The organism is Acetobacter sp. JWB, assembly GCF_003323795.1.
Lineage (GTDB): Bacteria > Pseudomonadota > Alphaproteobacteria > Acetobacterales > Acetobacteraceae > Acetobacter > Acetobacter oryzifermentans.
This window is the reverse complement of the sequence record NZ_CP030871.1, coordinates 861,124-885,813: the sequence shown is the minus strand read 5'-3', so window position 1 is coordinate 885,813 and position 24,690 is coordinate 861,124. Positions and strand designations below refer to the sequence as shown.

The window sequence follows — 24,690 nt, the reverse complement described above, 5'->3', positions numbered from 1 at the left end:
AGTGCACCCCTGATGCCGCTGCAATACTCACAACATTAGGTTTTGAACACGCTTTGCCTTATTAACGCGCTGCCTGCTGCAATTGCCCTTGCTCAAACGTAAGTGGCATTTGGGATGGCCCACATAATGTGCGTGCTGAAAAATTAACGGCCACATCACCCAGAGGAAGTTTCAACACAGCACGAGTGGGTGAAACACATTGGCCCTCATCATACACGTTGCCAGAAACCCAATACATGCTGGCCCGCCACCGCATGTGGGATTTAAGTATTTTCTGGCTCGGCTGTTGGTTAGGGGCAAGTTGCGCTGCTTTACCTATCGCAAGAACATGATCCTGAGCATTTTCAAGCTGTATAACCGGCAACGCAGGCACAGCACAGCGCGTAGCACTGCGGTTAAAAAGAACAACCCATGCCCCACTGTGAGACATGCCATCAAACTCACCTTGCCCGTTATCAAACTGCACCGATAAATCATCCGGTTTGCAAAATCTTACAACCTGATGCGCCTGCGCTGAAGACACAGTGCCAGCAAACAAACACACCATAAGCAAAGAGACAGATATCCGGGCTGATTTTGCCATGCGCCACAGTTTTCCTGCTTTTAAGGAAACCTTAAAAACTTAAGGCATGAAGCACTAAAAACCTGATACTTCATGCCTTGTATTTACAATTTTACAGAACGCGGCCCGCAATGGTTTTCAGCTTTGCCACCAGTTCCGGGTCACGCACAGAAGGCGCTGTCATGATAGCGTGTTCCAATGCATGATCACAGCCTGCGCTACAGCTATGGCGCTTGCCACCCAAAGCAGGAATAACAGCTTTAATCAGCGCTTTGGCATTAGCCGAGTTCGCCTGCATGGTTTTTACAACGCTCTCTACGGTTACGTTGTCATGCTCCGTGTGCCAGCAGTCATAATCTGTCACCATAGCCACCGTGGCGTAACATATTTCGGCTTCACGCGCTAAGCTAGCTTCTGGCATGTTGGTCATGCCGATAACGGAGCAACCCCAGCTCCGGTATAGCTCGCTTTCTGCACGGGTTGAAAACTGCGGGCCTTCCATAACCAGATAGGTGCCGCCACGCACTGCGGTAATGCCCAGCTTATCTGCCTGTGCCTTTAACGCATCGCCCACACGGTTGCACAATGGGTCCGCCATGGAAATATGCGCGACACAGCCTGTATCAAAAAAGCTTTTGGTACGTGCAATAGTGCGATCAATAAATTGATCAATCACCACAAAATGCCCCGGCGGTAGTTCTTCTTTCAAAGATCCCACAGCAGAAAGTGAGACAATGTCTGTCACGCCAGAAATCTTCATGGCGGCAATATTGGCCCGATAGTTCAGGCGTGAGGGTGGAATGGGGTGCCCGCGGCCATGACGCGGCAGAAACACGCAGCGCACGCCATCCAGCCGCCCGAAAAGAAGCTGGTCAGAAGGCAGGCCCCAAGGCGTTTCTACTGTGCGCCATTCTTTTTCTTCCAACCCGTCAATATCATACAGGCCAGACCCGCCTATCAGGCCAATAACGGGTTCCACAGTTTCATTTTCTGACATGCGACCAGAGTCTCCGGTTTAAAATCACAAACAACACGGCAAGGAAGCACAGATACAAACCTGCACCTATGCCAACACGGCGGCGGGTATCCTGATGCGGTGCAGAAACCCACGCAAGAAAAGTGGTAACATCCCGCGCTTCCTGCGTAACGGTTGCGGGGGTGTTATCTGCATATTTTACCGCACCTTCACGCAAAGGCGGCGGCATGGCGGTGTAATGGCCAATAGCGAAGGAATTGGCAAACCCTTTGCCCGGCACACGCACCGCATTTGGCTTATAGCCCGTGAGCAGTGCAAAAAGCCTATCTGCCCCACCGGGGTAAACCTGCACAATGCGCGAAAGATCAGGCGGCACCACGCCCCCATTGGCCGCACGCGCAGCTTCCGGCCCGGAATAGGAGGATGAAAGCGCATCATCTGGCCGGGCATTACGGTGTTTGAGCCGCCCTTCGGCGTCCAGCCCGTCTGCCACCTGCCATGTTGCGGCAACAGCCCCCACTTCTTCCAGTGTCAGCCCCATATCTGTGAGGTCGGAAAAACGCACTTCAGACAAACTGTGGCACGAGGCACATACCCCGGCAAACACGGCATATCCTCGCTGCACAGATGGCAGATCAAAATGCCCCAGCGCCCCTTTAAAAGACCAATCCTGCACAGGCGCTTTAACAGGTTGCGCATGTGCAGACTGCGCAATGTCTGGCCCCAGCAGCAAAGCGCCTAAAAGCACCATCCCTCCGGCATGGAACCAGAATGTATAGTGTATTTTCTGCCCCATTATGCTTCCCTCCCGGCAAAACGGGTGCGTAAGGGCAGAAAAACCAGAAAATACAAATAATAAACCAAACAGGCAGCCTGCCCCGCCAGAAGCCACCCACCTTGGGCATGATGAACGCCAGCCGCTGCGGCAGTAACTGCCGCCCCTACGCATGCCAGCAGTGCCCCGGCATCCGTTAACCGTGCCACGCCGCTGTTTGCTATGCGGCTTCCTTTATCCAACCACGGCACAGCAAACAGCACGGCCACCGCACCGCCAGAAACAAGCAGCCCCCAAAACTTGGAAGGCACAACCTGTAACATTCCGTAAAACGGCAGAAAATACCATTCGGGTTCAATATCGGCTGGAGTATGCAACGGGTTGGCTGGGCGATAATTGGCTGGCTCTGTTATCAGCCCCGGCCAAAAGCACATCACTGCTACAAAACCCAAGGCCATAACCAATATGGCCAGAATATCCCGCGTGGTAAAATACGGGTAAAATGGCAGATATTTCCGGCGTATTTCGGGTTGAACGGAAGGGCTGGAACTTCCCTTTGCATGCACAACAGCAACATGCACCAAAACCAACCCGATAATAACAAATGCCAACAAAAAGTGCAGAGTGAACATACGGTGCAATGTGGGCGTGCCCGGGCTTTCACCTCCCAGAAAAACCTGTTCCAGCCCCTGCCCTATAAATGGCACGGCCCCTACAGCCTTGGCGGCTACATCTGCACCCCAGTAAGACATCTGCCCCCAAGGCAGCACATAGCCTGCAAATGCCGTTACCATTACCAAAACCAGCAAGCCACACCCGCTTAACCATATCCCGCGCCGTGGGGGCAAATAGGTGCGGTAATATAGCCCACGCAACAAATGCGCATACAAGGCCGCCATAAAAAACGAGGCCCCTGTCATATGCATGGCGCGCAGCAACCAGCCAGAAGGCATTCGGCGTTCAATGGCCTCAACTGACCCGAAAGCAAGCGAGGCATCTGGCGTGTACGCCAGTGTAAGGGTTAGCCCCGTGAATAGCATAAGCACCAAAACAGCCACCAGCATGGCGCCAATGGCCCACCACCAGTTCAGATCTGCGGGCAAAGGCAGGCGTCCATAATGGCGTGCATAAGCACCCGCCTGCTGTAAAAAGGAACGCGCTTCCTTTTCTGCCTGCTCCGTATGGCGGGCTGGTGTTGCTGCCATCTTGCCCTTTTCTCCCCTTACGCCACTTATAGGGTACATGTTCCTGCCCCGTGCAGAGCTGCTGTTGGTTTAACGATGTTCGGGTTCATCTTGCAATGATGCGCCAGAAAGCGCACCCCTTGAAAGCCTGTAAGCAGATGGCAGCTTCAGGCAAGGACGATGAGGAAAAGACAGTTCATGACGCCCACCAACACCGCTGATGTTTCTGCCCACCAAGCCCTGAGGGAACCAGCCCGCCAATGGTTTGAAAGCCTGCGCGACAAAATTTGCGCGGCGTTTGAAGCCATTGAGCAAGACGCCGTAAAACAGAACAGCCCCGTTTTACCCGGCCATGAAGCCGCAGGCCGTTTTGAGCGCAAAAGCTGGAACCGCCAGAACGAAGATGGCAGTCCCGGCGGCGGCGGTGTGATGAGCGTAATGCATGGCCGTGTTTTTGAAAAAGTGGGCGTAAACGTTTCTACCGTGCAGGGCACCTTTACGCCGGAATTTGCTGCCACTATTCCCGGCGCAGCAGAAGATCCCACATTTTTTGCCACGGGTATCAGCCTGGTGGCACATATGTGCAGCCCACTTGTACCTGCCGCACATTTTAACACCCGCATGATTATCACCACCAAAGGCTGGTTTGGTGGCGGTGGGGATATTACCCCCATGTTTCCCGACAGCGCAGAAGCGCAGGATGACGCCGCACGCTTTCATGCCGCTTTTGCTCAGGCCTGCAACGCGCATGACCCAGAATATTATCCGCGCTTCAAGGCATGGTGTGACAAGTACTTCTTCCTACCCCATCGTAATGAACCCCGCGGTTTGGGCGGTATTTTTTATGATCGGCTGAACAGTGGTGATGTGCAGGAAGACTTTGCCTTTACAAAAGATGTAGGCTTGGCTTTTCTGAACGTGTTTCCCGAAATTATTCGCAGCCGCATGATGGAACCCTGGACACCAGAGCAGCGTGAGGCCCAGCTTATCCGCCGTGGCCGCTATGTGGAATTCAATCTGCTACATGACAGAGGCACGTTGTTCGGCCTGAAAACCGGCGGCCATACAGAAGCCATTCTGATGAGCATGCCGCCCGAAGTAAAATGGCCATAATAAAACACGCGTGATTCTTCCCTCATATGCGCTTAATATGATGGAGAAACAGGAAGAGGATCTCCCGCGCTTGCCCCACGCTGATCAGCCCCGACTTTTTGTGATGCCTGAACGGCAATTTTCGCGCCGCATGTTTCTAAGCACTCTGCTAGGCAGCGGTGCGGCCATTATGGCGGGCACGCACACAGCACATGCGGAGGATTCTCTTTCTACCAGTGCGGATAGCGGATCTGCGCTTATTATTGGTGGCGCCACTTCTTCAGAATGTGGGCGTTGGGCCAGTTTGCTGGCGCCTGCATTAGAAGAAGAACTACACCTTAGCCCGCCTTTACAGCTTACCCCTACAACCGGATGGGATGGCATAACCGGGGCTAATCTGTTTGATACACAGCAGCAAACAACCCCCGGCCCTGTTGGGCTTATGGTGCCTGGTACGGCTATACTTTCTGCCATGTTGGGTGGGCCGCGTATTCATTTTGATTATCGACGCTGGGCCCCGGTGTTTCTGGTGGCACAACCTAGCGTTGCCGTAGGGCGCGTAAGCCTGCATCAGTCTTTCCGTGCTCGTCTAACCGGACAGCTTACGCGTGTTGCTGTTTCCAAACTAACAGGGCCAGAGCTAACCACCGTTCTGGCGCTGGATATGTTGGGCTTGCGCCCCCAGCCTGTAGCCGGACATGCCACGCCAGAAGCCGCAATGGCCACGTTACAGGCAGGCCAGACAGACGTTATCCAATTGCCGCTGGATGCCAGCTATCCCAGCCGTATTGCCTCCTTACAGGCTGCGGGTTTTACGCCCCTGTTTATCAATAACGCCCGGCCCGATATGCAGATCCACCAGCCCAATCTGCCGCCGGATCTGCTCACTGTGCTGCAACAGGAACACAAATATTCCCAACCTGCGTTTCTGCTACCTGCTTGGGGGGCCATTGCCGCAGCGTGCAGCTTGCGTGCTGGGCTTGTGCTGCCTGCCCTTACGCAACCAGACAGTATTGCCCAATGGCGCCATGCGGCTGAAATATGCGCAAACCACCCAGCCATTCAGCAAGCCGCATTGGCAGAAAACCAAACCATTCTGGCTGGCACGGCTGGTATCCCGTTTTATGAAACACTTATGCCCGAGCCACACGTGCTGATGGCGCTGCGCCGCTGGTTTGCCCAAAGCCTGCCCCGCTGGCGCGATGCCACGCCCCCGGCGCTACTTTCAACGCCGCCGACGCAGTAATACGCGAACAGACCCTCGGTTGCCTGCATGAGGATATGTAAGCCCCAGAATGCGGCGGCGGATTTCTGGCCTTTCCAGCCAATGCGGCAATTCGCGCCGTAAAATTCCGCCTTCCTGCCCTGTGCCCAAACCAGTAATAATTTCCACACAGCGCAAACCCCTATGGGTAGCCACGTCCATAAACTCCATCAGCCGATGGAAAGCTTCCTGCGCCACCATACCGTGCAGATCCAACCGACGCTCTACTTTGAAACTGCCTTGGGTAAAGCGCCGCCAACTGTAATCATCCACTCCGGGTTGGCGTTTGCCTATAGTTTCTGCCGGGCGCGGAGCCTGCTGCACACGTGGGCCCGCAGTTGAAGCACGCGGAGCCATAAAACCATAACCGGCTTCCGCCACACTGCTTCCACCACCAGATGAAGACGCCATAAGCCCACTGGCCTGAGACTTTTTGCCCACCTTAGCCTGCGCACGCGGAATAGCCTGTGGCTCTGGTTCGTTCTGTGCAGCGGGTGGCACAAGTTCGGCCACATGCAGGGGGGCCACATCCCGCACGACCAGCGCCCATAACGCCTTTTCCCCCTCTTGCAAGTGCCGCCGACGCCTGTTCACATCACCCTCTACGTTTCATGCCTTAAAACCAAAAATGGCCCGCCAGGCTTGGTTATCACCTGCCTGCGGGCCATCTTTCAAGAAAAGAAAAAAGCAGCCTCCATTTAGAAGGCTGCTTTTTTTACGCCAGATTTACTGTTTGGCGGCTGGATTGCTGTTGGTAAGCAGCTTGCCATCGTAACGCCCTGTCAGCGTTTTCAGAAAGGCCACAATGTCCGCTACATCCTGATCAGAGATGTTCTGATCCGGGGTTTGGTAACGGGCCATTTTGCGCACGGCTTCATCCAAGGTTTTTACGCTGCCATCATGGAAGTATGGGCCTGTCAGCTCAACATTCCGCAAATTGGGCACAACAAAACGGTTCATGTCACCCGCTTCATGTGTCACCGCGTAACGGCCTTCATCAGCATCCGTTAGCTTGCCTCCACGGTCTTTGAAATAATCCCCTTCAAGACCCATGATTTCCATGCCGCGGCCACCTGCCCCAATGCCGGTATGGCAACCAGAGCAGCCAATGGCCTTAAAGCGTTCATACCCACGTTTAGCTTGCTCGCTAATGGCATCCGGTTTGCCTTTAAGGTATTCATCAAAGGCACCATTTGGTGTAACCAGCGTTTTTTCAAACTCGCCAATAGCCGTGGTGATGGTTTTTTCATCAACCTTGGCATCGGGGCCAAATGCTTCCTTGAACAGCGGTGCGTATTCCGGGTTGGCGTTCAGCTTGTTGGCCACTTCCTCCCAGTTATGGGAACCCATTTCCACCGGATTCATAACAGGGCCAGCGGCCTGATCTGCCAGCGTGGTGGCACGGGCGTTCCAGAACTGCGCCATTTTAAAGTAGGCATCATACACCGTAGGCGTGTTGATGGGGCCTTTCTGCCCACCAATGCCAGTGGCTGTAACCAGATTATCCACCCCGCCGGTATCCAGCCCGTGGCAGCTTGCGCAGTTAAGCGTGTTATCGCCCGACAGGCTCTTATCAAAGAACAGCTTGCGCCCCAGCGTCCATTTTGCCGGATTGGCTTCCACGCTTTCTGGCACAGGGCGAATAGGCTCTGCTGCAAACTGCTCTGCCGCACCTGTGTTGTTGTAGTTTTTGCGGCGTGTATCCTGCACCCATTTCAGCACAGCTTCACGCTCTGCATTAGACAGGTGGGCGTGCCAGTGCATCATCAGATACAGGTTGGGTGGCATACGGTTTTGCGTAATCACTTCCTCAATGCGGGAAAGCTGCTCTTCCGTAGGCACAGTGCCCTGTTCAAACGCATCCAGCACTGGTTCTACACGGAAATGACGCAGCCCGTTGGCACGGTCTTTTTCCATAAGCGTTTTGGCAACCGGCACACGGAAGTAAAACGGCAGATCACGCTGTTCGGCATGGCAGTAATCACACCGCGCCTCACGCAGGGCGTTAAATGCTGCCAGCGCCACGGGATCTTTCAGCGTGGGGGAAGATGCTGGTAATTCTGGTGCTGTAATGTGGTCAAAATGCTGCAGGTAAGCGACTGTGCCACCATAAGCCAGCAGAGCTACACCTACTGCTGACACGACTAATCGTTTCAAAACCCGGTCTCCTAATTTCTACGCCTTGATTGAATAGCTTTTATGCGCTGTTACCTGTATTGTGTTTGATACATATCAATATGTCCAAACGATTGTTTTTATTTTAATGATTGATCTTTTCGATGATGAGGCGTTCAGGACGCCAAATCATCCTTCAGCCGCGCACGGGCAATAGCCACGTATTCCGGGTCCAACTCCATCCCCAGCCCGTAACAGCCCAACCTTTGGGCAGCCAGCAGTGTGGTGCCCGTGCCCATAAATGGATCAAGCACGCGCGCACCTTCTCGCCCATGCAACAAAATACACTGTTCAGGCAGCGCTACGGGGAAGGTGCCGGGGTGATCAAACTTTTCTGCCCGGCCCCGCACGGTTTCATACGGGATAAACCATGTATCACCCCGGCAGCGCCTATCCTGCCTGTGGCCACGGCGGGCAATGTTGGATTTATCCTTATACGGCACCCCGGCACGTAACCGATCAAGCCGCACATCTCCGTGCAGCGTGAAGTGGAAAACATGTTCATGCCCGCGGTGCAGAAACCGCTGGCTGTTCATGGGTTTGAAGTGCCCGAAGCTATCTTCCCCCACGGAAATGGATTTCACCCACGAAATATGGTTTTGCAGCACAAACAGATCACGCAGCCGCACTGCCAGCTCAAACGGCAACCAAGGTTGTGCGGATGAGCCGGAAATATTCAGGAAGAATGACCCATCATCCTTAAGGATGCGCTGCAACTGCTGCGCAACCTCCAGCATCCAGTCCAGATAATCTTCTTCTTCCCGCCTGTCCGGATAACTACGGTAGGACAGGCCGATATTATAAGGGGGAGACGTAACAACCACATCCACCGATTCCGCCGGCACGCGCTTGAGCGCACGCAGGCAATCACCCATTACTATTTCCTGCTGCCCAATTTTATAACGGCGGGCGCGTGGTGGTTTGGTGTGGGTGGTGTTGGCGCGGGATGCCCCGTTACCTTTGGCAGCTTTCACGCACTACGCGCCGCCGCAAGGCGCCATGTGCTGCCATTTACATCCAGCAAGCGCTCAAAAGTCCACAGATCGGAAAATTCGGTTACGGCATCCGTACCTGTTACCGGCTGCCCTTCCTTGTTCAGCACAAGGCTGATCTGGTCCGAAACAATACGCACATCAATAGCGGCTGCCGTACCGGCTTCCATGGGTGTTAGACGCACATCTTCAATTGCCAAAGACCGAATGGCTTTAACATCTGTCCGCTGCGTTTCTTCTGCATTGGTGCGGGCTGTAATGCCTGCCTCAAATGCAGAAAAAACGGCAGGTGTAAGGTACGTTTTCAGAACATTCAGGTTGCCTTGTGCATAGGCCCCCACCACCTGCGCAAATGCAGTTTGCGCACCGTTGAGAAACTGCTGAGGTGTGAAAGAAGGATCTTTCTGCCGGATATCTGCCAGCAATGTGCCCACGCGCGTACCCGGGGCAGGAATATCAAATTCCGCCGCAGCTTCGGCCTGTTCTGGCTTGCCTTCCACCACTCTGGGCGCTGCATCCGGCCGAACCTGAAGCTGCACCTGTACCGGCTGAATACCCACGCGCTTGCCCAGCACGCTACGCAACCGCAGCACCAGAAATGCCGCAACCAGAGCCAGAAGCACCAGATCGACCGGGAAATGGCCGAGAGAAAAATCCATCTGTCTTACGTCCACCAAAAACCTTGCGCCTGTTCTGCCATAGTACATGAAACAGAACCGGAGAATCGCGTGTTACTTATCACATAGTCACGCGCATGGGGGGATACAATCACCTGCCCTCTTGCTAAAGGGGCATTATGCTTCCTACCTTGCGGGTATCATGATTATCCTGCGACACTGCGAAAGCGAATTCAACCGCCATTACAACCTTCATGGGGGAGATCCGGGGTTGGAAGACCCACATCTTTCTGCTGAAGGCAAGGCCCACGCGCAGGAACTGGGCCTGAAACTGGCGGATAGGGGAATCCGGCGCATACTGGTTTCCCCCTTCACACGTGCGCTGCAAACTGCCACGCCTTTGGCGCAGCGGTTGGGCATTACCCCACAAATTATGCCGCTTGTGCGCGAACGCGGCATGTATTCCTGCGATAAAGGTACACCAGCCTCTGTTTTAGCATCAGCATGGCCACATCTGGATTTTGCCCACATAGATGAACACTGGTGGTCTCCGCTGCCAGAAAGCAGCGCAAGCCTGGAAAACCGGGCGCAACAGTTCCGCCAGATTATGGCGCAGGATGCCAGAGCATCCGAAACTCTTGTGGTCTCTCATTGGTGGTTTTTGCTGAGCCTGACAGGGGAGAGTTTTGAAAATGGAGACTGGCAACATTTTTCCCCCTAAGCGCGCATAAAACGCCCCGCACAGCCCAGATACCCTGCCAAACATGCCGCTTACAGTTGGCGGATGCCTGCGGGCATGCTACCGCGAAGGGTATCCAAAGTTGAAGCTGACGAAAGCAGAACCGATGTCTGAAACAGAACAGAGTGCCCCACCCGCACTGCCGCTTGCCGTTAATTTGCAGTACACCCGCGATCTGTCGTTTGAAGTGCCGGTTGGTGCAGAAATTTTTGCCACCCTGCGCAGCCAGCCCCAGATTGGCGTGAACATTGATGTGCAGGCCAACCGCCTGCAGGATGACCAGATGGTTTACGAGGTTGTTCTGTCCATTAAGGCAGAAGCCAAGGAAGCCCCGGAAAAGGAAGGTGGCCCCGCCGGCCGCACTGTGTTCCTGACCGAGCTGGTTTACGCCGCTGTCGTAACGCTTACCAACCCGCCGCAGGAACTGATCGAACCGATCCTGCTGGTTGAAGTGCCGCGCCTGATCTTCCCCTACGCCCGTAACATCATCAGCGATGTAACGCGTGATGGCGGCTTCCCGCCCATCGTGCTACAGCCGATCGACTTTGTGGCTCTGTGGCAGGCACGCCGCGCAGAATTCCCCGAAGCAGCAGGCCACGCATAATCTCGTTGCCTTTGCTTTAAAGGTTGCAAAAAGCCTTCGCACTTACGGGTGCGGAGGTTTTTTTTATACGTGATATAGCCCCAGAGCTTCCATAATCGCTGCGGCAGAAACATGGGCCGCTATATGCACATCGTGCCAACCCGCGTTACGCAAAACATCTGCCACACGGCCAGATATCACCACCGCACGCGCCTGCGCTGCCAGCCTCTTTTGCTCGGCTTCTGGCAAAGCTGCCAACCAGCCTGCTGCACTTTCTGCTGAAAAAAACAGAACGACCGCTACCTTGGCAGCCTGAATGGCTGTACGCGTTTGTTCGGTTATTTTCTGGATCGGTTTGGCCGCATACACAACGCGGCGCATAACCTTAAACCCCGCCTGCCTGCACCAAGCCGCAAGCTCTACGCCCTGCCTTGCCCCAGAGCAAAGCAGCAGGCTGCCTTGTTCTGGCTGTTGGTGGGTTTGTAAAAGCGAGACAAGCGCACGGGCATCACCATCTGCGCTTTTCACACATGTAAACCCGGCATCACGCGCGCGTTGGGCTGTACGATCCCCTACTGCGTAAACCGGCATATCCAGCGCTTTGGCCTGCTGTGCGGCTACAACCACAGCAGAAACAGCCTGCCCACTGGTAAGCAATATGGCTGCGGGTAATTTTTGGGGCAGACGCAGCGTATGCCGCTGCACAACCAATGCAGGTGAGGCCAATGGCAGCCAGCCTGCATCCGCAACGGCTGCCATTGTTTCACTCAACCCCGGTTCCGGGCGTGTGACAATCACACCACGCGGACGCATGGCGTTACCTCAGTTTTCCTCAAAAATATCAGAAGGGCTATCTTTGCGCAGGCTTTCACCCAGCTCCTTACCCAGCCTTGCAGCATCTTCCGGCATGCCAGTAATGCTACGCTTTAACAGGAAAGACCCATCTTCACGCGCAACAAGGCCCGTAAGATGCAGCTTGGGGTCTTTCCCCTCTTCGGCGGGAAGAAGCTGTGCATAGCCACCGATAGGCGTACGGCAGGAGCCATCCAGTTCCGCCAACAAAGAACGCTCTGCCGTGGCAACAGCGCGGGCCTCGTAATCTTCAATTGCAGATAACAGTTCGCGCAGTTCAACATCATCTTCGCGCACGGTTACGCCTACAATGCCCTGCCCTGCGGCTGGCACCATAACTGTGGGATCCAGCACAATGCTGGCACGCTCTGCCATGCCAAGGCGCTTTAGCCCGGCCAGAGCCAGCAACGTAGCCTGACACTGATGGGCAGCGAGTTTATCGAGTCGGGTTTGCACGTTGCCACGCAGCAGGCCAAATTGCAGGTCTGGCCGCACATGCAGCATCTGTGCCTGCCTACGCACAGATGCGCAGCCTACAAGCGCACCTTCTGGCAGGGCGGAATACGGATCATCCGGGTCGGACTGCGCAAGGCCGGGGCTAAGGATAAGGGCATCACGCGCATCTTCCCGCTTAAGGGTGCAGGCCAGCACAAGGCCGGGGGGCAGCGTGGTTTCCAAGTCCTTAAGGCTGTGCACGGCAAAATCAATCCGCCCATCGGCTAGGGCTTCATGAATTTCCTTTGCAAACAGGCCTTTACCACCAATTTCGGCCAAACGCCGATTTTGCACCTGATCACCCGTGGTGTTAATCTGGTGTTCCTGAAACGCACCCATATCCCGCAAGACGGGGCAGAAGCGTGTCAATGTGGTAAGGAAGGCGCGCGTTTGCACCAGCGCAAGGGGCGAACCCCGCGTGCCAACACGCAAAGGCAGGGTGCGGCGCCCAGAATGGCCACTTGCCTTTTTCTGGCGGGCCGCCGCTTCCGCCGCAAGTTCCTGCAACGCAGGAGAAGGGGCGGATGAGGAAGGGTAGGCTGAATCCATAAGAGTGTCTATTACCGGGAGTAGAGAAAGGACAAGAAGTGATGATGCCCGGCTGGTCTGAAAAACTTGCGCGACCGAAAAAACATTCCGCCCCCGTCCACCTATTGCGTTACCGTAAGGATACGCCGTTTTGCATGATGCGTCCATGAACGAAACCGCACAAAACCGCAGGCCAGATGGCCCAATACTGGCCATTGAATCTTCTTGCGATGAAACCGCATGCGCCATTTTGGCCCCTGATGGCACCGTGCTGGCGCAGCGTGTTATTTCTCAGGATGGGCATGCAGATTTTGGTGGCGTGGTGCCAGAAATTGCGGCACGCGCTCATTTGGCCCTACTGCCGAATCTGGTTCGGGCCACTTTGCAGGATGCCAACATCCCCCCCGCGACTCTGTCTTTCATTGCCGCCAGCACCGGGCCGGGGCTTATTGGCGGGCTGATTGTGGGCAGCGGTTTTGCCAAGGGGCTGGCATTGGCGCTGGGTATTCCGTTTGTAGCAGTCAACCATGTGGAAGCCCATGCCCTTACGGCGCGGCTACCCGGTGTTGTGCCCGATGGCGCCCCCTTCCCTTACCTGCTGCTGCTGGTTTCTGGTGGCCATTGCCAATGCATTGCAGTGGAAGGCGTAGGCCATTACCGCAAGCTAGGCGGCACGATTGATGATGCCGCCGGTGAAGCGTTTGATAAAGTTGCCAAAATGCTGGGTCTTGGCTGGCCCGGCGGCCCGGAACTGGAAAAACTGGCGCGGGAAGGCAACCCCAAAGCCATCACCCTACCCCGCCCCCTCTGGCGGCGTGAGGGCTGCGATTTTTCTTTCTCCGGCCTAAAAACCGCCATCTCCCAAAAGCTCGCACCTTTTGGCAAGGCGCCTTTGCCCCGCCAGTTTGCGGCAGATCTGGCGGCCTCCTTTCAGCAAGCCGTAGCCGATGTAGTGACCAACCGTATTGAGCACGCACTAGATATGATGCCCGAAGCCAAACTGTTGGTGGCTGCTGGTGGCGTGGCTGCCAATACAGTTTTGCGTGCGGCTTTAGAAAAAACAGCCGCACAACGCGGCCTACGCTTTGCAGCTCCCCCTTTACGCTTGTGCACGGATAATGCCGTTATGGTGGGTTGGGCAGCCTTGGAAACGTGGCAGGAAGCCGCCACACGCCACCTGCCCCCCATAAACGATAACGCCCTACGCCCCCGCCCGCGCTGGCCACTAGAAGACATGGCCAGCCGTTTTGAAGCAGAAACACCCACCACATGAACTACCGCCACGCCTACCACGCCGGTAACTTTGCCGACTGCATAAAGCACGCCTTGCTTGTCACCTTGCTGCAAAGCTTTTTACGCAAACCTGCGCCCTTTATGGTGTTGGATACACATGCCGGTATCGGGCGGTATGATCTGCACAGCCCCGAAGCTGAAAAAACGCAGGAATGGCAAGATGGCATAGGCAAGCTGTGGCATGAAGATGCTGCCAGCCCACTGGCAGATTGGCTGGAACAGGTAAAACAAGCGGGCGGCCCAGAGTTTTATCCCGGTTCTCCGCTCATTATTGCGCAGATGCTGCGAACGCAGGATTCACTCATTTGTTGCGAAAAACACCCGGAAGATAAGCGCAGCCTCTACCGGCTATTTACCAACACCCCAAATGTAACGGTGCACGAGCGAGATGCCTATGAAGCCCTGCGCGCCCTGCTTCCACCCAAAACCGCCAAGCGCGGGCTTATTCTGATTGATCCGCCATTTGAAGAACCGGGGGAATTCGACCGGCTTGCACAAGCCGTGCAGACCATTCAGGCCCGCTTTGCCAATGCCATTATTGCCATTTGGTATCCCATCAAGCACCGCACGCCCGTTCGTATTTTTCATGAAACGTTAATGGCCACCGGTATCCGCAATATCTGCGTGGCGGAGTTACTTATGCAGCCACCGCACAACCCGGATCAGCTTAACGGCGCGGGCTTACTTGTTATACGCCCGCCTTTTGGCTTTGCAGAAAAAGCAAGTGCACAGCTTGAACAACTGCAACACGCGCTGGGCGCGCATGAAAGCTGCGTAACCCAGCTTGTGGCAGAATAACGCCTTTAATGGCGTTACGCGTGTAATTTTATGGCCAGCAGGTGCCGCCACATATCTATGGCAAAGCCCTGCACACCTGCGGCCAGAATCTGCACGCCAATACACAGCAGCACCAGCGCAGCCATACGGCTAACAATACGCGTGCCGGTAACACCCAGCATGGATACCAGCTTATCCGCACCAGAATAGGCGGCCCACACAATAGCCACCACGCATACACCAGCCAACGTGGTGCCAATGGTGTATGCCCAAAAAGGCTCATCCGATGGGCAGCCAGAACCAAGGGCAATAGCCACAGCAATTGTGCCTGGCCCCACCGTAAATGGCATGGCAAGCGGGAAAAACGCAGCATCGGCCCAATTGGGGGCCATCACCGTACGGCCACCTTGTAAGGCCTGCTTTTCCTTTTGCGCTTCAACCGTTTCCGGGCTTTGCAGCAGATCCCACGCACGCACAGCCACAACCAGCCCGCCCGCAACCCGCAGCGCGTTTACGGTAATACCGAAAAACGCCAGCACCATACTGCCCAGCCAAAGCGAAGCCATAATGAGGCAGAGGGAATAAAAAGACACCAGCCGCGCCAGTGCCATAATTTCAGTTTGCGAGCGGCCTGCCGTTGCCTGCGCAAAAATAAGCGCAGCCCCAAACGGATTGACGATGGAAAACAACGCAGGAAACGCCAGCAGAAACGAGGAAATAGAGGATGTAAATGCTGTTGCCGTTAACAGCATTGCGGGAAAATGAGCTGACATAACCCCTCACCGTTCTGTCCGAGGCATCCGCCCTCTACCCGAGGAAACACCATTTAATCACGAAAAATCTGATGGCACCAAATTGCCCGCACCACCCTTGTACGTTCTAACAAAGCGTGATGCCTGCGCAATATCGTTCGCTGGATAGCAGAAATTAAATTTGCTGCCATCATTAAGTGTCCATACACTCTGCCCGATATCATCGTAAATGCGCAGGAAGTCATCCCCCACCTGCCAGAACACGGGTTTGAGGCCTTCCTGCAAGGCTAGATCCCGAAATTTCCAGATAGCAGAAATGCTGTCTGCTTCTCCCCCTGCCGGATCACCCAATGCCACCAGATAGCTATCTCTCCGGTAAAGCGGCAGAATGGCCTCTCCCGCTTCCCCCGTAACATACCCTTGCGGCCGGAAGGCCTGAATATCTGGCAGAGCATGATCCAGATTTTTATAGTGTGTGTAGGCGTCTTCATCCCACTCACGCACGATAATACGCCCCGGCCACATCAACCGCGCCACAACAAACAGTGCTAGCCCTACGGAAAGCGCAATGGTCCATCTGACCGAGCCACGGGCCTGCGTAGCCAACATCATCTGCCACCAACTGCCAGATGTATCATGCCGTGTTGCCAACGCGATGACGCACCCAAATAACAGCAGCAAAGATAGTAGAGTGCCGGTGGAGAGAGGTTCGCTCAAAAGCCGCGCGTGCCGGTAATAGCAGGAGCGGAACGGCGCAATAAACAGCGCGGAAAGCCCCAGCATAACCGGCACAAAAAATGTATTGCCCCGTAAAAATGTTAGCACAGTTGCGGTAAGCAGCAGATAAAGTGCTCCACGCCATGCCAGCGTAACCCGCTGGGAAAGCCCGATAGCCAAGCTGATAAGCACCACCCCCATAAGGGAAAGCACATAGTTGCCGCCCACACGGGCCATTGTCAGCAGGCTTTCTGGCACCATGGCAAATTTGGGCACGGGGTCCAGCATCACCAGACAGATCAGCATCACCCCGCAAAGTGAAACCGTGCCCGTTGCCACAGCTACAGAAAAAGCGGCTTCACTTTCTCGCACCACTTGGCTGGGCCTGCGCTGCATGGGCATAGGAGCCGTGGCGGCATCTGGGTTATTTTGTATCTTGCGGTTTTTCTTTTCTGCCAGAGCAGCATCGCCACGCAAAAACAGCTCATGCCCGGCAAACATGATACCCGCCAGAAACAACGGAATAATGTAATAGAAAAGCCGGAAAATCAGCACCATGCCCAAAATTTGTGGCGCAGGCATATAAGGGCCTAAAGCCAGTAGCATGGCCCCATCAAACACGCCCAAACCACCCGGCACACTGGCCACCAGCCCGGCTGTATAAGATGCAATGTAAATGGCCAGAAACGAGCCAAAATCTACCCCAGCACTGGGGGGAAGCAGCACAAAAGCAATGCTGGCCGTAGCCGCAACCTCTGCCGTAGCCACCAGTGTTTGCATAATGGCCATACGGGGGGATGGCAGTTCCACCACCCATTTACGGAAGCGGAATTCCCGCACCTTAAACGCCAGCCCGATGTAAGCCGCCACGCCGCACCACATCAGCGCGCCAATAACCGCCAGCACAGATGCGGGCACGCGGTGGCCAATGCCTGGCAACACTGTGGGTTCCCAGATCAACACGGCACCTATCAGCACCGCAGCACCCAACAGGTAAGTGGCGGAGCAAAAGGCAATAATCTGGGCTATGGCAAAGGAATTAAGGCCCCAGTTGCGGTAAAGCCGATACCGCACGGCAGCGCCAGATACAGCGGAAAAGCCCAGATTGTGTGAAAGCACATAGGAACAGAACGCCGCAAAAGCTGCCCGCCGGAAAGGCAGCTTACGATACCCTACCTGAATGACAGCAAGCTGATCATAAAAGGACAAGATAAAATAAGACAGCAGCGTGCAGCCAACCGCCATCCACATCTGCCGGGCCGGAATAGCCTCCATAGCGTGGCGGATGTCTGAAATGCGCAGATGCCGCAGTTCGTGCTGCACCACCACAATGGCGGCCACCATAAGCAGCAAACCAAGAATATGCGGCAGATGCTTGAGCCACTTTTTCCATCCCCCTCCGCCCGGAAGCGAAGAAGGGGGAGCTGGTGGGGGTGGGGTCTGCGTCATGTAACTTGCGGCGCTACGTTTTAAACCTGCGTCTCGCGCAGGAGGGCTGTATCTATCAGAGCCACGGTTTCTGCCACGCCATACAACGCAACAAAGCCACCAAAGCGCGGCCCTTCCTTTTGCCCCAGCAGCACTTCATACAGGCAGGTAAACCAGCTCCGCAGCGGTTCAAACGCGTGGCGCTTGCCTACTTCAAACACCAGATTCTGCAAGGTGCCAGCATCTGCGGCTTCACCTTCATAGCCACGCAGACATTCTGCCAGATCAGTCAGGGCAGCGCGTTCCTGTTCGGTAGGCGCACGGAAGGTTTTGGCCGGGCGCACAAAATCTGCGTAATACGCTACAGCATGTTTCACCAAGCATGCCAGCATGGGGTGTGTTTCGGGCGAAACGGCAGCATCGTACCGGCGGATAAAGCCCCACAGCACTTCTGGCGTATCTGCATTGGCAACGCTGGCAAGGTTGAGCAGCATGCTAAACGGCACCGGGCTGCCTGCATCTTCTGGAATGTGGCCCTTATGGATAAACCATGCCGGGTTGGCACGCAGATCATTCCCCGTGGGGTTTTCGGCCTGCAACACCTTGGCTTTATCAACGTGTGTAAGATATTCATCCGCCGTTTTGGGGATAACATCAAAATACAACCGCTTGGCGCGCTGCGGCTGATTAAACATGAACTGCCCAAGGCTTTCTGGCGGGGCGTAACGCAGCCATTCTTCAACAGAAAGCCCGTTACCCTTGGATTTGGAAATTTTCTGGCCTTTTTCATCCAGAAACAGCTCATACGTTAAGCCCGCTGGCGGAGTGCCGCCCAGAATCTTACAGATACGGCCAGAAAGCCGCACGCTGTCTATCAGATCCTTGCCAGACATTTCATAATCAACACCCAGCGCATACCAACGCATGGCCCAGTCGGCCTTCCACTGCATTTTGGCATGGCCGCCGGTTACGGGTGTTTCAAACACCTCACCGTTGGAAGGATCTGTCCAGCGCACAATACCGGCTGCGGCATCTATGGCGTCCATCTTCACTTGCATCACCTCACCTGTACGGGGGTGAAGCGGCAGAACGGGGGAATAGGTGGCGCGCCGGTCTGCCCCCAAAGTGGGCAGAATAACCTTTAGAATGTCATCATGCACTTCCAGCACGCGGCGGAGTGCCGCATCAAACCGACCAGAGGTGTAATACTGGGTGGAAGACGCAAACTCGTATTCAAAGCCGAAGCTGTCCAGAAACGCGCACAGGCGGGCATTGTTATGCGCGGCAAACGATTCGTGCGTGCCGAACGGATCTGGCACGCGGGAAAGAGGCTGACCGATATATTTTTCCAGCATGTCACGCTGGGGCACGTTATCGGGCACCTTGCGCAAGGCATCCATATCATCGGAAAAAGCCAGCAGGCGCGAAGGGCGGCCTGTTAGGGCTGTGTAGGCCTGCCGCACCCATGATGTGCGGGCTACCTCACCAAACGTGCCAATATGCGGCAGGCCGGAAGGGCCATAGCCCGTTTCCAGCAGCGCCGGGCGTGCATCGTCCTCACCGTTGGTGGTGCTGCGCACACCAACATGATCGGCTAGTTTACGCGCCTCCTCAAAAGGCCAGGCACGTGGAAGATCGGAAACGGGAGCGGATCGGCTTTCTGACATGGCGGGAAGCTATGAACTGGACACGCTGCGGTCAATCCAAAAACGCGCAGCACAGGAAGGATAAGGGCAAATTTTACCATATCATTGACGTTAACAGCCCTGCGTTTCATGCTTTACACCTAAATCAAGAAGGCTTCAGCAAAGGACAGGCCCAACCCATGCGCCGCACCTCCGCCCTTATTCTTATTGGCAACGAAATCCTTTCCGGCCGCACAAAAGATGAAAACATCCAGTTTCTGGCCCTCCGCTTAGGTGAACTGGGGATTCCTCTGCGCGAAATCCGTGTGATTCCGGATATTCGGGAAACCATCATCAACACCGTGACAGAAATGCGTGCGAAATATGATGAGGTTTTTACCACCGGCGGCATTGGCCCCACGCATGATGACATCACAGCCCCCTGTGTTGCCGAAGCTTTTGGGGTGCCGTGGGAGTTCCACCCCCCACCTTCAAACTGCTGGAAACCTATTTTGGGCCAGAAGAGTTTAACGCTGCCCGCCAGCGTATGGCCAAGCTGCCGCAGGGGGCCATACCCATTGTAAACCCTGTTTCACTCGCGCCCGGCTTTAGCATTGGCAATGTGCATGTTATGGCAGGCGTGCCGCGTATTATGCGCGGCATGTTTGATGCCCTTGCCCCTAGCCTGCAAAAAGGCGCGCCTGTTTTTTCCCGCACATGGCACACCACATCACTTTTTGAAGGCACGTTGGCCGATGGGCTGGAGGCCATTCAGAATCGCTTTCCGGATCTGGATATCGGCTCCTACCCTTTCCACCGGGAAGATGGCCGCCGGGGTGTGGCCCTTGTGGCCAAAGGGCAGAACCGGGCCGAAGTGGAAGAAGCCGCCAGTGCTATCCATGATCTTATCAAAACAAAAGGCGGCACCCCTATAGAAGGAGAGCCGCCTGTCTAACGCCTGAGCTTCCTCCCCGCCGCGTTTGCACTCGTGGGGAGGAAAAATGCGTGTGTTAACTTAGGGCTTCACGCCCCATTGCCAGAAACTTTTCACGCCGCAATTCTTTCAGGCGTGCCGGTGCAATTGGCAGAAGCGTTTTAAGTTCTTCTGTTAGCGCTGTGCGCACAGATTCGATTGCAACAGCAGGCTCCCGCTGTGCCCCGCCTACAGGCTCCGGAATAATCCGGTCAATCAGCCCCAGCTTCTGCAAATCCTGCGCCGTCAGCCGCAGGGTTTCTGCTGCCGTGCTGGCCTGCTTGGGATCACGCCACAAAATGGACGCACAAGCTTCGGGCGAGATAACGGAGTAGATGGCGTTTTCCAGCATCATTACCCGGTCACCCGCACCCAGCGCCACGGCGCCACCAGAACCACCTTCACCAATTACGGTGGCAACAAGTGGTACCGGCACTTCAAAACAGGTGGCAATAGAACGGGCAATGGCTTCGGCCTGCCCGCGCTGCTCGGCATCAATACCGGGCCATGCGCCTGCGGTATCAATAAATGTTAGAATCGGCATGTTAAAGTGCCCGGCCATTCTCATCAGCCGTTGCGCCTTGCGGTAGCCTTCTGGCCGCGCCATGCCAAAATTATGCTGAAGCCGGGTTTCAAGGTCTGAACCGCGTTCAGTCCCGATCACCATAACCGGTGTGCCGTCAAAACGGCCCATGCCACCAATAACAGCTTTATCATCTGCAAACAGACGATCCCCCGCCAGCGGCGTAAAGTCTGTTATCAGCGCATTCACATAGTCCTGCGTGTGCGGACGTTGCGCATGGCGGGCCACCTGCACCTTCTGCCACGGCGTAAGCTTGGCATAGATGGCACGCAGGTGCTTTTCCGCCTTTTCAGAAAGACGGGCCGTTTCTTCTTCTATGTTGACCCCTTCAGGGTCAGTCATTTGCCGCAATTCGTCGATCTTGTTTTCAAGTTCGGCGACGGGCTTTTCGAAATCCAGGAACTGACGCATGCAGAAGCCGATAGCACAATGACGTGTAAAACCAAGTCACTTCATGCAACCAAACATATCTGAATGTCGATTTTTCACTTGGTGTGGGCAGAATCCGCCGCCAATGGGTGATGCGCCTGCACAGCTTTTTGCAGGCGTTCTGTCTGCACGTGCGTATAAATCTGGGTGGTGGCGATGTCTGCATGCCCCAGCAACATCTGCAAAGCCCGCAAATCCGCCCCATGCGCCAGCAAATGCGTTGCAAAGGAATGGCGCAGCACGTGGGGAGAAAGACGTGCCGGATCAATTTCTGCCCGTATGGCCACTGTGTGCAGAATCCGGTCGAACGCCTGCCGTGTCATGGGTTTTGCAGGGTCACGACCGGGGAAAAGAAAGGCGCTTTCCAAATGCGCATCCACTTCCAGCAGCGCTTGTGCGGCTTCCCGCGCGCTATCTGAAAGCGGCACAAGGCGTTCCCGCCCACCTTTGCCGCGCACCATAATCATCCGCTGGTCACCAGCTATAGCTTTGCGTGGCAAGGCCAATAATTCAGAAATACGCAAGCCAGAGGCATACAGCAGCTCCAGCGCTGCCTTGGCCAAAATACCGCGTCGTTTTTTAGGCAAAGATGCCCCATCTGGTTCAGCGCAGGCATTCAGCAGTGCAAGCACTTCCGATTCGGATAAAAAACGCGGCAAAGGCGTGCGGGGTTTGGGGCTATCCAGATGCGCCGCCGGGTTATCGGCCCGCATGCCTTCACGCAGCAAAAACAGATAAAATTGCCGGATGCAGGACAAACGCCGCGCAACCGTGCGCCGCGCCTGCCCGCTGCCTACCAATGCAGCCATCCAGTTCTGCAACCCCTCGGTTGTAGCCGTTTGCAGGGTTTGCCCCTCCCGCGCCAGACTTTCAGCGCAGGAGGTTAGGTCTGCTTCATACGCAGCCAGCGTGTTGGGGGCGGCTGCGCGCTCGGCAGCCAGCATCTCCAGAAAAAGATCAACGCCCCCACTTATCATGGCTTACGGATGTGCAGGTGCTGCCGGGGCCGGAGCGGCAACCGGTGACGGAGGGGCCACAGGCGGTGGCGGCGCAACAGCCGCAGGCGGGGCAGCAGGCGCAGCAGGCGTGATGGTGGGCTGGGCAGGCGCTGCTGGCACAACAGCGGAAACCACCGGGGCCGGAGGTGCGGCAGGCACCGCCACGCTGGTAGCCGCGGCAGATGTGGCCGGGGCGGCCAGCGGCAGATCACGATGCACTGGCTGGGGGACTGGTGGGTGTGCGCTTAGGCCCAGCGCGGCAAAACCGCCCAGAACAACCGCAAACACGGCGGCGGCAACAATCAGAACCGTGCGGTTCATGCAGCTTGGCTCCCTTAACTGATATAGGTGTGTTCTGTCTGCTGTATGTTAAGCTGTGTTCCATGTCATCACGTATCTCTTCTCCCCACTCCGAAACAACGGACCCGCCGCCCATTCCGCTTGATCTGGAACGGGTCAGCCGTAGCCACGGTTCTGGCATCATCCCCTTTGGCCGCAGCATTGTGCTTGTCGGCCTTATGGGGGCAGGAAAAACCACCATTGGCCGCCCCCTCGCCACGCGGCTGGGGCTGCCATTTGTTGATGCCGATGTAGAAATAGAACGCGCGGCGGGCTGCTCTATTGCAGATGTTTTTCGCCTGTACGGTGAAGCCGCTTTTCGTGATGGAGAACGGCGGGTGATTCGCAGGTTGCTGGAAGGCCCCCCCATGGTACTGGCCACTGGCGGCGGCGCGTTTATGGATTCCACCACCCGCGCCTTGGTGCGTGAGCGTGCAGTTTCCATCTGGCTGCGTTGCCCCCTGCCCGTGCTGGTGCGCCGTGTTAGCGGGCGCACGCATCGCCCGCTTTTAAACACGACATCCCCGCGTGACGTGCTGGAAAACCTTATGGCCATCCGCCATCCGGTTTACGCCGAGGCAGATATTATTGTTGATTGTGGAGACAACAACGTGGAGCACACAACCACGCGCGTTATGGAAGCCCTTGCCCTTTCGCGCCGTCCGTTAAGGTTACCTGTTACCTTGGCGCATACATCCTATGATGTGGTGATCGGCACGAATCTGATCAGCCGCGCGGGTGCCTTGCTGGCCCCGGTGCTGCCGCAGAAAAACGTTGTCATTATTACAGATGAAAACGTGGCACCGCGCTACCTGCATCAGTTGGAAACCGCCTTGGCGGAAACCGGCATTACCTCCCGCAGCCTGCGCGTGCCGCCGGGGGAACAGACCAAGTGTCTGGAAATGTATCAAAAGCTGACAAACAACATTCTGGAGCACGGCATAGAACGCCGCACCAGCATTATTGCGCTGGGTGGCGGCGTGGTGGGGGATCTGGCCGGATTCGTGGCGGCTACCACGCTGCGGGGTCTGCCTTTTGTGCAAATTCCCACCACGCTGCTCTCTCAAGTCGATTCTTCGGTTGGGGGCAAAACGGGCATCAACACCCGTTGGGGCAAGAATCTGTTGGGGGCGTTTCATCAACCACTTTGCGTGCTGGCAGATGTTTCTACCCTTGCAACCTTGCCGCGCCGTGAGCTGGTGGCCGGTTATGCCGAAATTGTGAAGTCCGGACTCATTGGGGATGAAGCACTGTTTGCATGGTGCGAAGAAAACGGCGCCGCCGTGCTGGACCAAGACCCCGAAGCACTGGCAATGGCCGTACAGCAGGCTTGCGCCTTTAAAGCCCGCGTTGTGGCGGCCGATGAGCGCGAGCAACAAAAAAGCAATGGCCGCGCCCTACTCAATCTGGGCCACACATTTGGCCATGCACTAGAAGCCGAACTGGGTTATGATGGCCGCCTTTTACATGGAGAGGCTGTTTCCATCGGCCTGAATCTGGCTTTTGCGCTTTCCGTCCGTTTAGGCCTGTGCCCCCGCGCGGATATGGAACGCGTGAATCGCCATCTGGAAGCCTTGGGTATGCCCGCACACATCCGGGATCTGCCCCACACCTTCCGCACGCAGGATCTCATGGCCCATATGCAGCGCGATAAGAAGATGCAGGATGGGCGCCTTTCCTTCGTGCTGGCACACGGAATCGGTCAGGCATTCACCACGCGGGATGTACCCGCAACAGCCGTAAAAGAGGTGTTGGAAGCAGATGGTAGCGTGGCTTAAAAGCGGCTACGCACAGCCGCTGTTAAGCATCGGGTTGTAAATGTGTCACCTTGCCGCAATTCCGCCTTAATCAGACGAGAATGAGGGCGAGATACATGCTTTTGCAACATGTTATGGAAAGAGCCAGAAACCGTGGAAATACTTTTGCGCCAGAAACATATTCG

General features: G+C 55.7%; 23 protein-coding genes and 1 pseudogene. 8 read left to right on the top strand and 16 right to left on the bottom strand.

The window, feature by feature from the left end; all coding sequences use genetic code 11:
* Positions 1-61: 61 nt before the first annotated feature.
* From DS739_RS04240 to DS739_RS04225, 4 genes are all read right to left on the bottom strand, one after another.
* Positions 62-583 carry a DUF4232 domain-containing protein gene (locus DS739_RS04240; protein ID WP_035353988.1) on the bottom strand — a complete coding sequence of 174 codons (522 nt, stop codon included), beginning with the start codon at positions 581-583 and terminating at the stop codon, positions 62-64.
* Between the two features lie 91 nt (positions 584-674).
* Complete coding sequence (locus DS739_RS04235; RefSeq protein ID WP_006116180.1) at positions 675-1,559, bottom strand: S-methyl-5'-thioadenosine phosphorylase; 885 nt, start codon at positions 1,557-1,559, stop codon at positions 675-677.
* Complete coding sequence (locus tag DS739_RS04230) at positions 1,546-2,337, bottom strand: cytochrome c1 (protein ID WP_081461442.1); 792 nt, start codon at positions 2,335-2,337, stop codon at positions 1,546-1,548. Before DS739_RS04230 ends, DS739_RS04235 begins: the two co-directional genes overlap by 14 nt.
* Positions 2,334-3,557 (bottom strand): cytochrome b, encoded by a 1,224-nt coding sequence (locus DS739_RS04225; RefSeq protein ID WP_006116182.1) that lies wholly within the window; start codon positions 3,555-3,557, stop codon positions 2,334-2,336. The genes DS739_RS04230 and DS739_RS04225 overlap by 4 nt, the downstream gene beginning before the upstream one ends.
* A gap of 138 nt (positions 3,558-3,695) precedes the next feature.
* Here DS739_RS04225 and hemF point away from each other — a divergent pair, with 138 nt between their 5' ends.
* Both hemF and DS739_RS04215 read left to right on the top strand, forming a co-directional pair.
* A complete protein-coding gene (hemF, locus tag DS739_RS04220) occupies positions 3,696-4,610 on the top strand; it encodes an oxygen-dependent coproporphyrinogen oxidase (RefSeq protein WP_035353990.1) in 915 nt (304 codons plus the stop codon).
* 10 nt (positions 4,611-4,620) lie between these two features.
* Positions 4,621-5,835, top strand: coding sequence for a hypothetical protein (locus tag DS739_RS04215; protein ID WP_006116184.1), 1,215 nt, complete (start codon positions 4,621-4,623; stop codon positions 5,833-5,835).
* Here the strand turns inward: DS739_RS04215 and DS739_RS04210 are convergent.
* The 4 genes from DS739_RS04210 to DS739_RS04195 form a co-directional block, all read right to left on the bottom strand.
* Positions 5,815-6,447: a Smr/MutS family protein gene (locus DS739_RS04210; RefSeq protein WP_006116185.1), complete on the bottom strand. Its 633-nt coding sequence runs from the start codon at positions 6,445-6,447 to the stop codon at positions 5,815-5,817. The genes DS739_RS04215 and DS739_RS04210 overlap by 21 nt on opposite strands.
* Before the next feature lie 132 nt (positions 6,448-6,579).
* Positions 6,580-8,010 carry a cytochrome-c peroxidase gene (locus DS739_RS04205; RefSeq protein ID WP_006116187.1) on the bottom strand — a complete coding sequence of 477 codons (1,431 nt, stop codon included), beginning with the start codon at positions 8,008-8,010 and terminating at the stop codon, positions 6,580-6,582.
* Positions 8,011-8,144: 134 nt separating this feature from the next.
* On the bottom strand, positions 8,145-9,002 hold the full coding sequence (locus tag DS739_RS04200; RefSeq protein ID WP_006116189.1) for a site-specific DNA-methyltransferase: 858 nt from the start codon (positions 9,000-9,002) through the stop codon (positions 8,145-8,147).
* Complete coding sequence (locus tag DS739_RS04195; protein ID WP_035353993.1) at positions 8,999-9,679, bottom strand: Tim44/TimA family putative adaptor protein; 681 nt, start codon at positions 9,677-9,679, stop codon at positions 8,999-9,001. The genes DS739_RS04200 and DS739_RS04195 overlap by 4 nt, the downstream gene beginning before the upstream one ends.
* Positions 9,680-9,725: 46 nt before the next feature.
* Between DS739_RS04195 and DS739_RS04190 the strand changes: the two genes are divergently transcribed.
* Both DS739_RS04190 and secB read left to right on the top strand, forming a co-directional pair.
* Entirely contained in the window at positions 9,726-10,358 is a 633-nt protein-coding gene (locus DS739_RS04190) for a histidine phosphatase family protein (protein WP_006116191.1), read from the top strand.
* A 124-nt stretch (positions 10,359-10,482) separates the two neighbouring features.
* Entirely contained in the window at positions 10,483-10,980 is a 498-nt protein-coding gene (secB, locus tag DS739_RS04185) for a protein-export chaperone SecB (RefSeq protein ID WP_003628317.1), read from the top strand.
* Between the two features lie 63 nt (positions 10,981-11,043).
* On the opposite strand, the gene DS739_RS04180 is transcribed toward secB, so the two are convergent.
* Both DS739_RS04180 and hemC read right to left on the bottom strand, forming a co-directional pair.
* Positions 11,044-11,772, bottom strand: a complete 729-nt coding sequence (locus DS739_RS04180; RefSeq protein ID WP_006116194.1) for a uroporphyrinogen-III synthase — start codon at positions 11,770-11,772, stop codon at positions 11,044-11,046.
* A 9-nt stretch (positions 11,773-11,781) separates the two neighbouring features.
* Positions 11,782-12,855: a hydroxymethylbilane synthase gene (hemC, locus tag DS739_RS04175; RefSeq protein WP_035353999.1), complete on the bottom strand. Its 1,074-nt coding sequence runs from the start codon at positions 12,853-12,855 to the stop codon at positions 11,782-11,784.
* Positions 12,856-13,000: 145 nt separating this feature from the next.
* On the opposite strand from hemC, the gene tsaD reads away from it, so the two are divergent.
* Together tsaD and DS739_RS04165 are read left to right on the top strand one after the other, a co-directional pair.
* Positions 13,001-14,107, top strand: coding sequence for a tRNA (adenosine(37)-N6)-threonylcarbamoyltransferase complex transferase subunit TsaD (gene tsaD, locus DS739_RS04170; protein WP_035354002.1), 1,107 nt, complete (start codon positions 13,001-13,003; stop codon positions 14,105-14,107).
* Positions 14,104-14,925, top strand: coding sequence for a 23S rRNA (adenine(2030)-N(6))-methyltransferase RlmJ (locus tag DS739_RS04165; RefSeq protein WP_006116197.1), 822 nt, complete (start codon positions 14,104-14,106; stop codon positions 14,923-14,925). Before tsaD ends, DS739_RS04165 begins: the two co-directional genes overlap by 4 nt.
* Positions 14,926-14,939: 14 nt before the next feature.
* Here DS739_RS04165 and DS739_RS04160 read toward each other — a convergent pair whose 3' ends face one another.
* From DS739_RS04160 to DS739_RS04150, 3 genes are read right to left on the bottom strand one after another with little or no spacing between them, the layout of a single operon-like run.
* Positions 14,940-15,677: a MarC family protein gene (locus DS739_RS04160; protein WP_006116198.1), complete on the bottom strand. Its 738-nt coding sequence runs from the start codon at positions 15,675-15,677 to the stop codon at positions 14,940-14,942.
* Between the two features lie 57 nt (positions 15,678-15,734).
* The gene (locus DS739_RS04155) at positions 15,735-17,822 is read right to left on the bottom strand and encodes a lysylphosphatidylglycerol synthase domain-containing protein (protein ID WP_006116199.1); all 2,088 of its coding nucleotides are present in this window, start codon (positions 17,820-17,822) and stop codon (positions 15,735-15,737) included.
* Between the two features lie 20 nt (positions 17,823-17,842).
* Positions 17,843-19,468, bottom strand: a complete 1,626-nt coding sequence (locus DS739_RS04150; protein ID WP_006116201.1) for a lysine--tRNA ligase — start codon at positions 19,466-19,468, stop codon at positions 17,843-17,845.
* 158 nt (positions 19,469-19,626) lie between these two features.
* Between DS739_RS04150 and DS739_RS04145 the strand changes: the two are divergent.
* Positions 19,627-20,381: pseudogene (locus DS739_RS04145) on the top strand (competence/damage-inducible protein A).
* Positions 20,382-20,436: 55 nt separating this feature from the next.
* Here the strand turns inward: DS739_RS04145 and DS739_RS04140 are convergent.
* The 3 genes from DS739_RS04140 to DS739_RS04130 all read right to left on the bottom strand — a co-directional run bounded on the left by DS739_RS04140 (position 20,437) and on the right by DS739_RS04130 (position 22,730).
* Positions 20,437-21,393: an acetyl-CoA carboxylase carboxyltransferase subunit alpha gene (locus DS739_RS04140; protein ID WP_006116204.1), complete on the bottom strand. Its 957-nt coding sequence runs from the start codon at positions 21,391-21,393 to the stop codon at positions 20,437-20,439.
* Between the two features lie 74 nt (positions 21,394-21,467).
* Positions 21,468-22,388, bottom strand: coding sequence for a site-specific tyrosine recombinase XerD (locus tag DS739_RS04135; protein WP_006116205.1), 921 nt, complete (start codon positions 22,386-22,388; stop codon positions 21,468-21,470).
* Between the two features lie 3 nt (positions 22,389-22,391).
* Complete coding sequence (locus DS739_RS04130; protein WP_035354008.1) at positions 22,392-22,730, bottom strand: hypothetical protein; 339 nt, start codon at positions 22,728-22,730, stop codon at positions 22,392-22,394.
* 62 nt (positions 22,731-22,792) lie between these two features.
* Here DS739_RS04130 and aroB point away from each other — a divergent pair, with 62 nt between their 5' ends.
* Positions 22,793-24,526 carry a 3-dehydroquinate synthase gene (gene aroB / locus DS739_RS04125; RefSeq protein WP_081461443.1) on the top strand — a complete coding sequence of 578 codons (1,734 nt, stop codon included), beginning with the start codon at positions 22,793-22,795 and terminating at the stop codon, positions 24,524-24,526.
* Positions 24,527-24,690 lie beyond the last annotated feature (164 nt).

What these genes read in the sequence shown, in the direction of transcription:
- DS739_RS04155 (WP_006116199.1), bottom strand. Translation starts at nt 17,822, where the DNA reads ATGACGCAGACCCCACCCCCACCAGCTCCCCCTTCTTCGCTTCCGGGC.
- secB (WP_003628317.1), top strand. Translation starts at nt 10,483, where the DNA reads ATGTCTGAAACAGAACAGAGTGCCCCACCCGCACTGCCGCTTGCCGTT.
- DS739_RS04190 (WP_006116191.1), top strand. Translation starts at nt 9,726, where the DNA reads ATGAAACAGAACCGGAGAATCGCGTGTTACTTATCACATAGTCACGCG.
- DS739_RS04225 (WP_006116182.1), bottom strand. Translation starts at nt 3,557, where the DNA reads ATGTACCCTATAAGTGGCGTAAGGGGAGAAAAGGGCAAGATGGCAGCA.
- DS739_RS04150 (WP_006116201.1), bottom strand. Translation starts at nt 19,468, where the DNA reads ATGTCAGAAAGCCGATCCGCTCCCGTTTCCGATCTTCCACGTGCCTGG.
- hemF (WP_035353990.1), top strand. Translation starts at nt 3,696, where the DNA reads ATGACGCCCACCAACACCGCTGATGTTTCTGCCCACCAAGCCCTGAGG.
- DS739_RS04240 (WP_035353988.1), bottom strand. Translation starts at nt 583, where the DNA reads ATGGCAAAATCAGCCCGGATATCTGTCTCTTTGCTTATGGTGTGTTTG.
- DS739_RS04165 (WP_006116197.1), top strand. Translation starts at nt 14,104, where the DNA reads ATGAACTACCGCCACGCCTACCACGCCGGTAACTTTGCCGACTGCATA.
- DS739_RS04235 (WP_006116180.1), bottom strand. Translation starts at nt 1,559, where the DNA reads ATGTCAGAAAATGAAACTGTGGAACCCGTTATTGGCCTGATAGGCGGG.
- DS739_RS04195 (WP_035353993.1), bottom strand. Translation starts at nt 9,679, where the DNA reads ATGGATTTTTCTCTCGGCCATTTCCCGGTCGATCTGGTGCTTCTGGCT.
- DS739_RS04160 (WP_006116198.1), bottom strand. Translation starts at nt 15,677, where the DNA reads ATGTCAGCTCATTTTCCCGCAATGCTGTTAACGGCAACAGCATTTACA.
- DS739_RS04130 (WP_035354008.1), bottom strand. Translation starts at nt 22,730, where the DNA reads ATGAACCGCACGGTTCTGATTGTTGCCGCCGCCGTGTTTGCGGTTGTT.
- tsaD (WP_035354002.1), top strand. Translation starts at nt 13,001, where the DNA reads ATGAACGAAACCGCACAAAACCGCAGGCCAGATGGCCCAATACTGGCC.
- DS739_RS04135 (WP_006116205.1), bottom strand. Translation starts at nt 22,388, where the DNA reads ATGATAAGTGGGGGCGTTGATCTTTTTCTGGAGATGCTGGCTGCCGAG.
- DS739_RS04140 (WP_006116204.1), bottom strand. Translation starts at nt 21,393, where the DNA reads ATGCGTCAGTTCCTGGATTTCGAAAAGCCCGTCGCCGAACTTGAAAAC.
- aroB (WP_081461443.1), top strand. Translation starts at nt 22,793, where the DNA reads ATGTCATCACGTATCTCTTCTCCCCACTCCGAAACAACGGACCCGCCG.
- DS739_RS04180 (WP_006116194.1), bottom strand. Translation starts at nt 11,772, where the DNA reads ATGCGTCCGCGTGGTGTGATTGTCACACGCCCGGAACCGGGGTTGAGT.
- hemC (WP_035353999.1), bottom strand. Translation starts at nt 12,855, where the DNA reads ATGGATTCAGCCTACCCTTCCTCATCCGCCCCTTCTCCTGCGTTGCAG.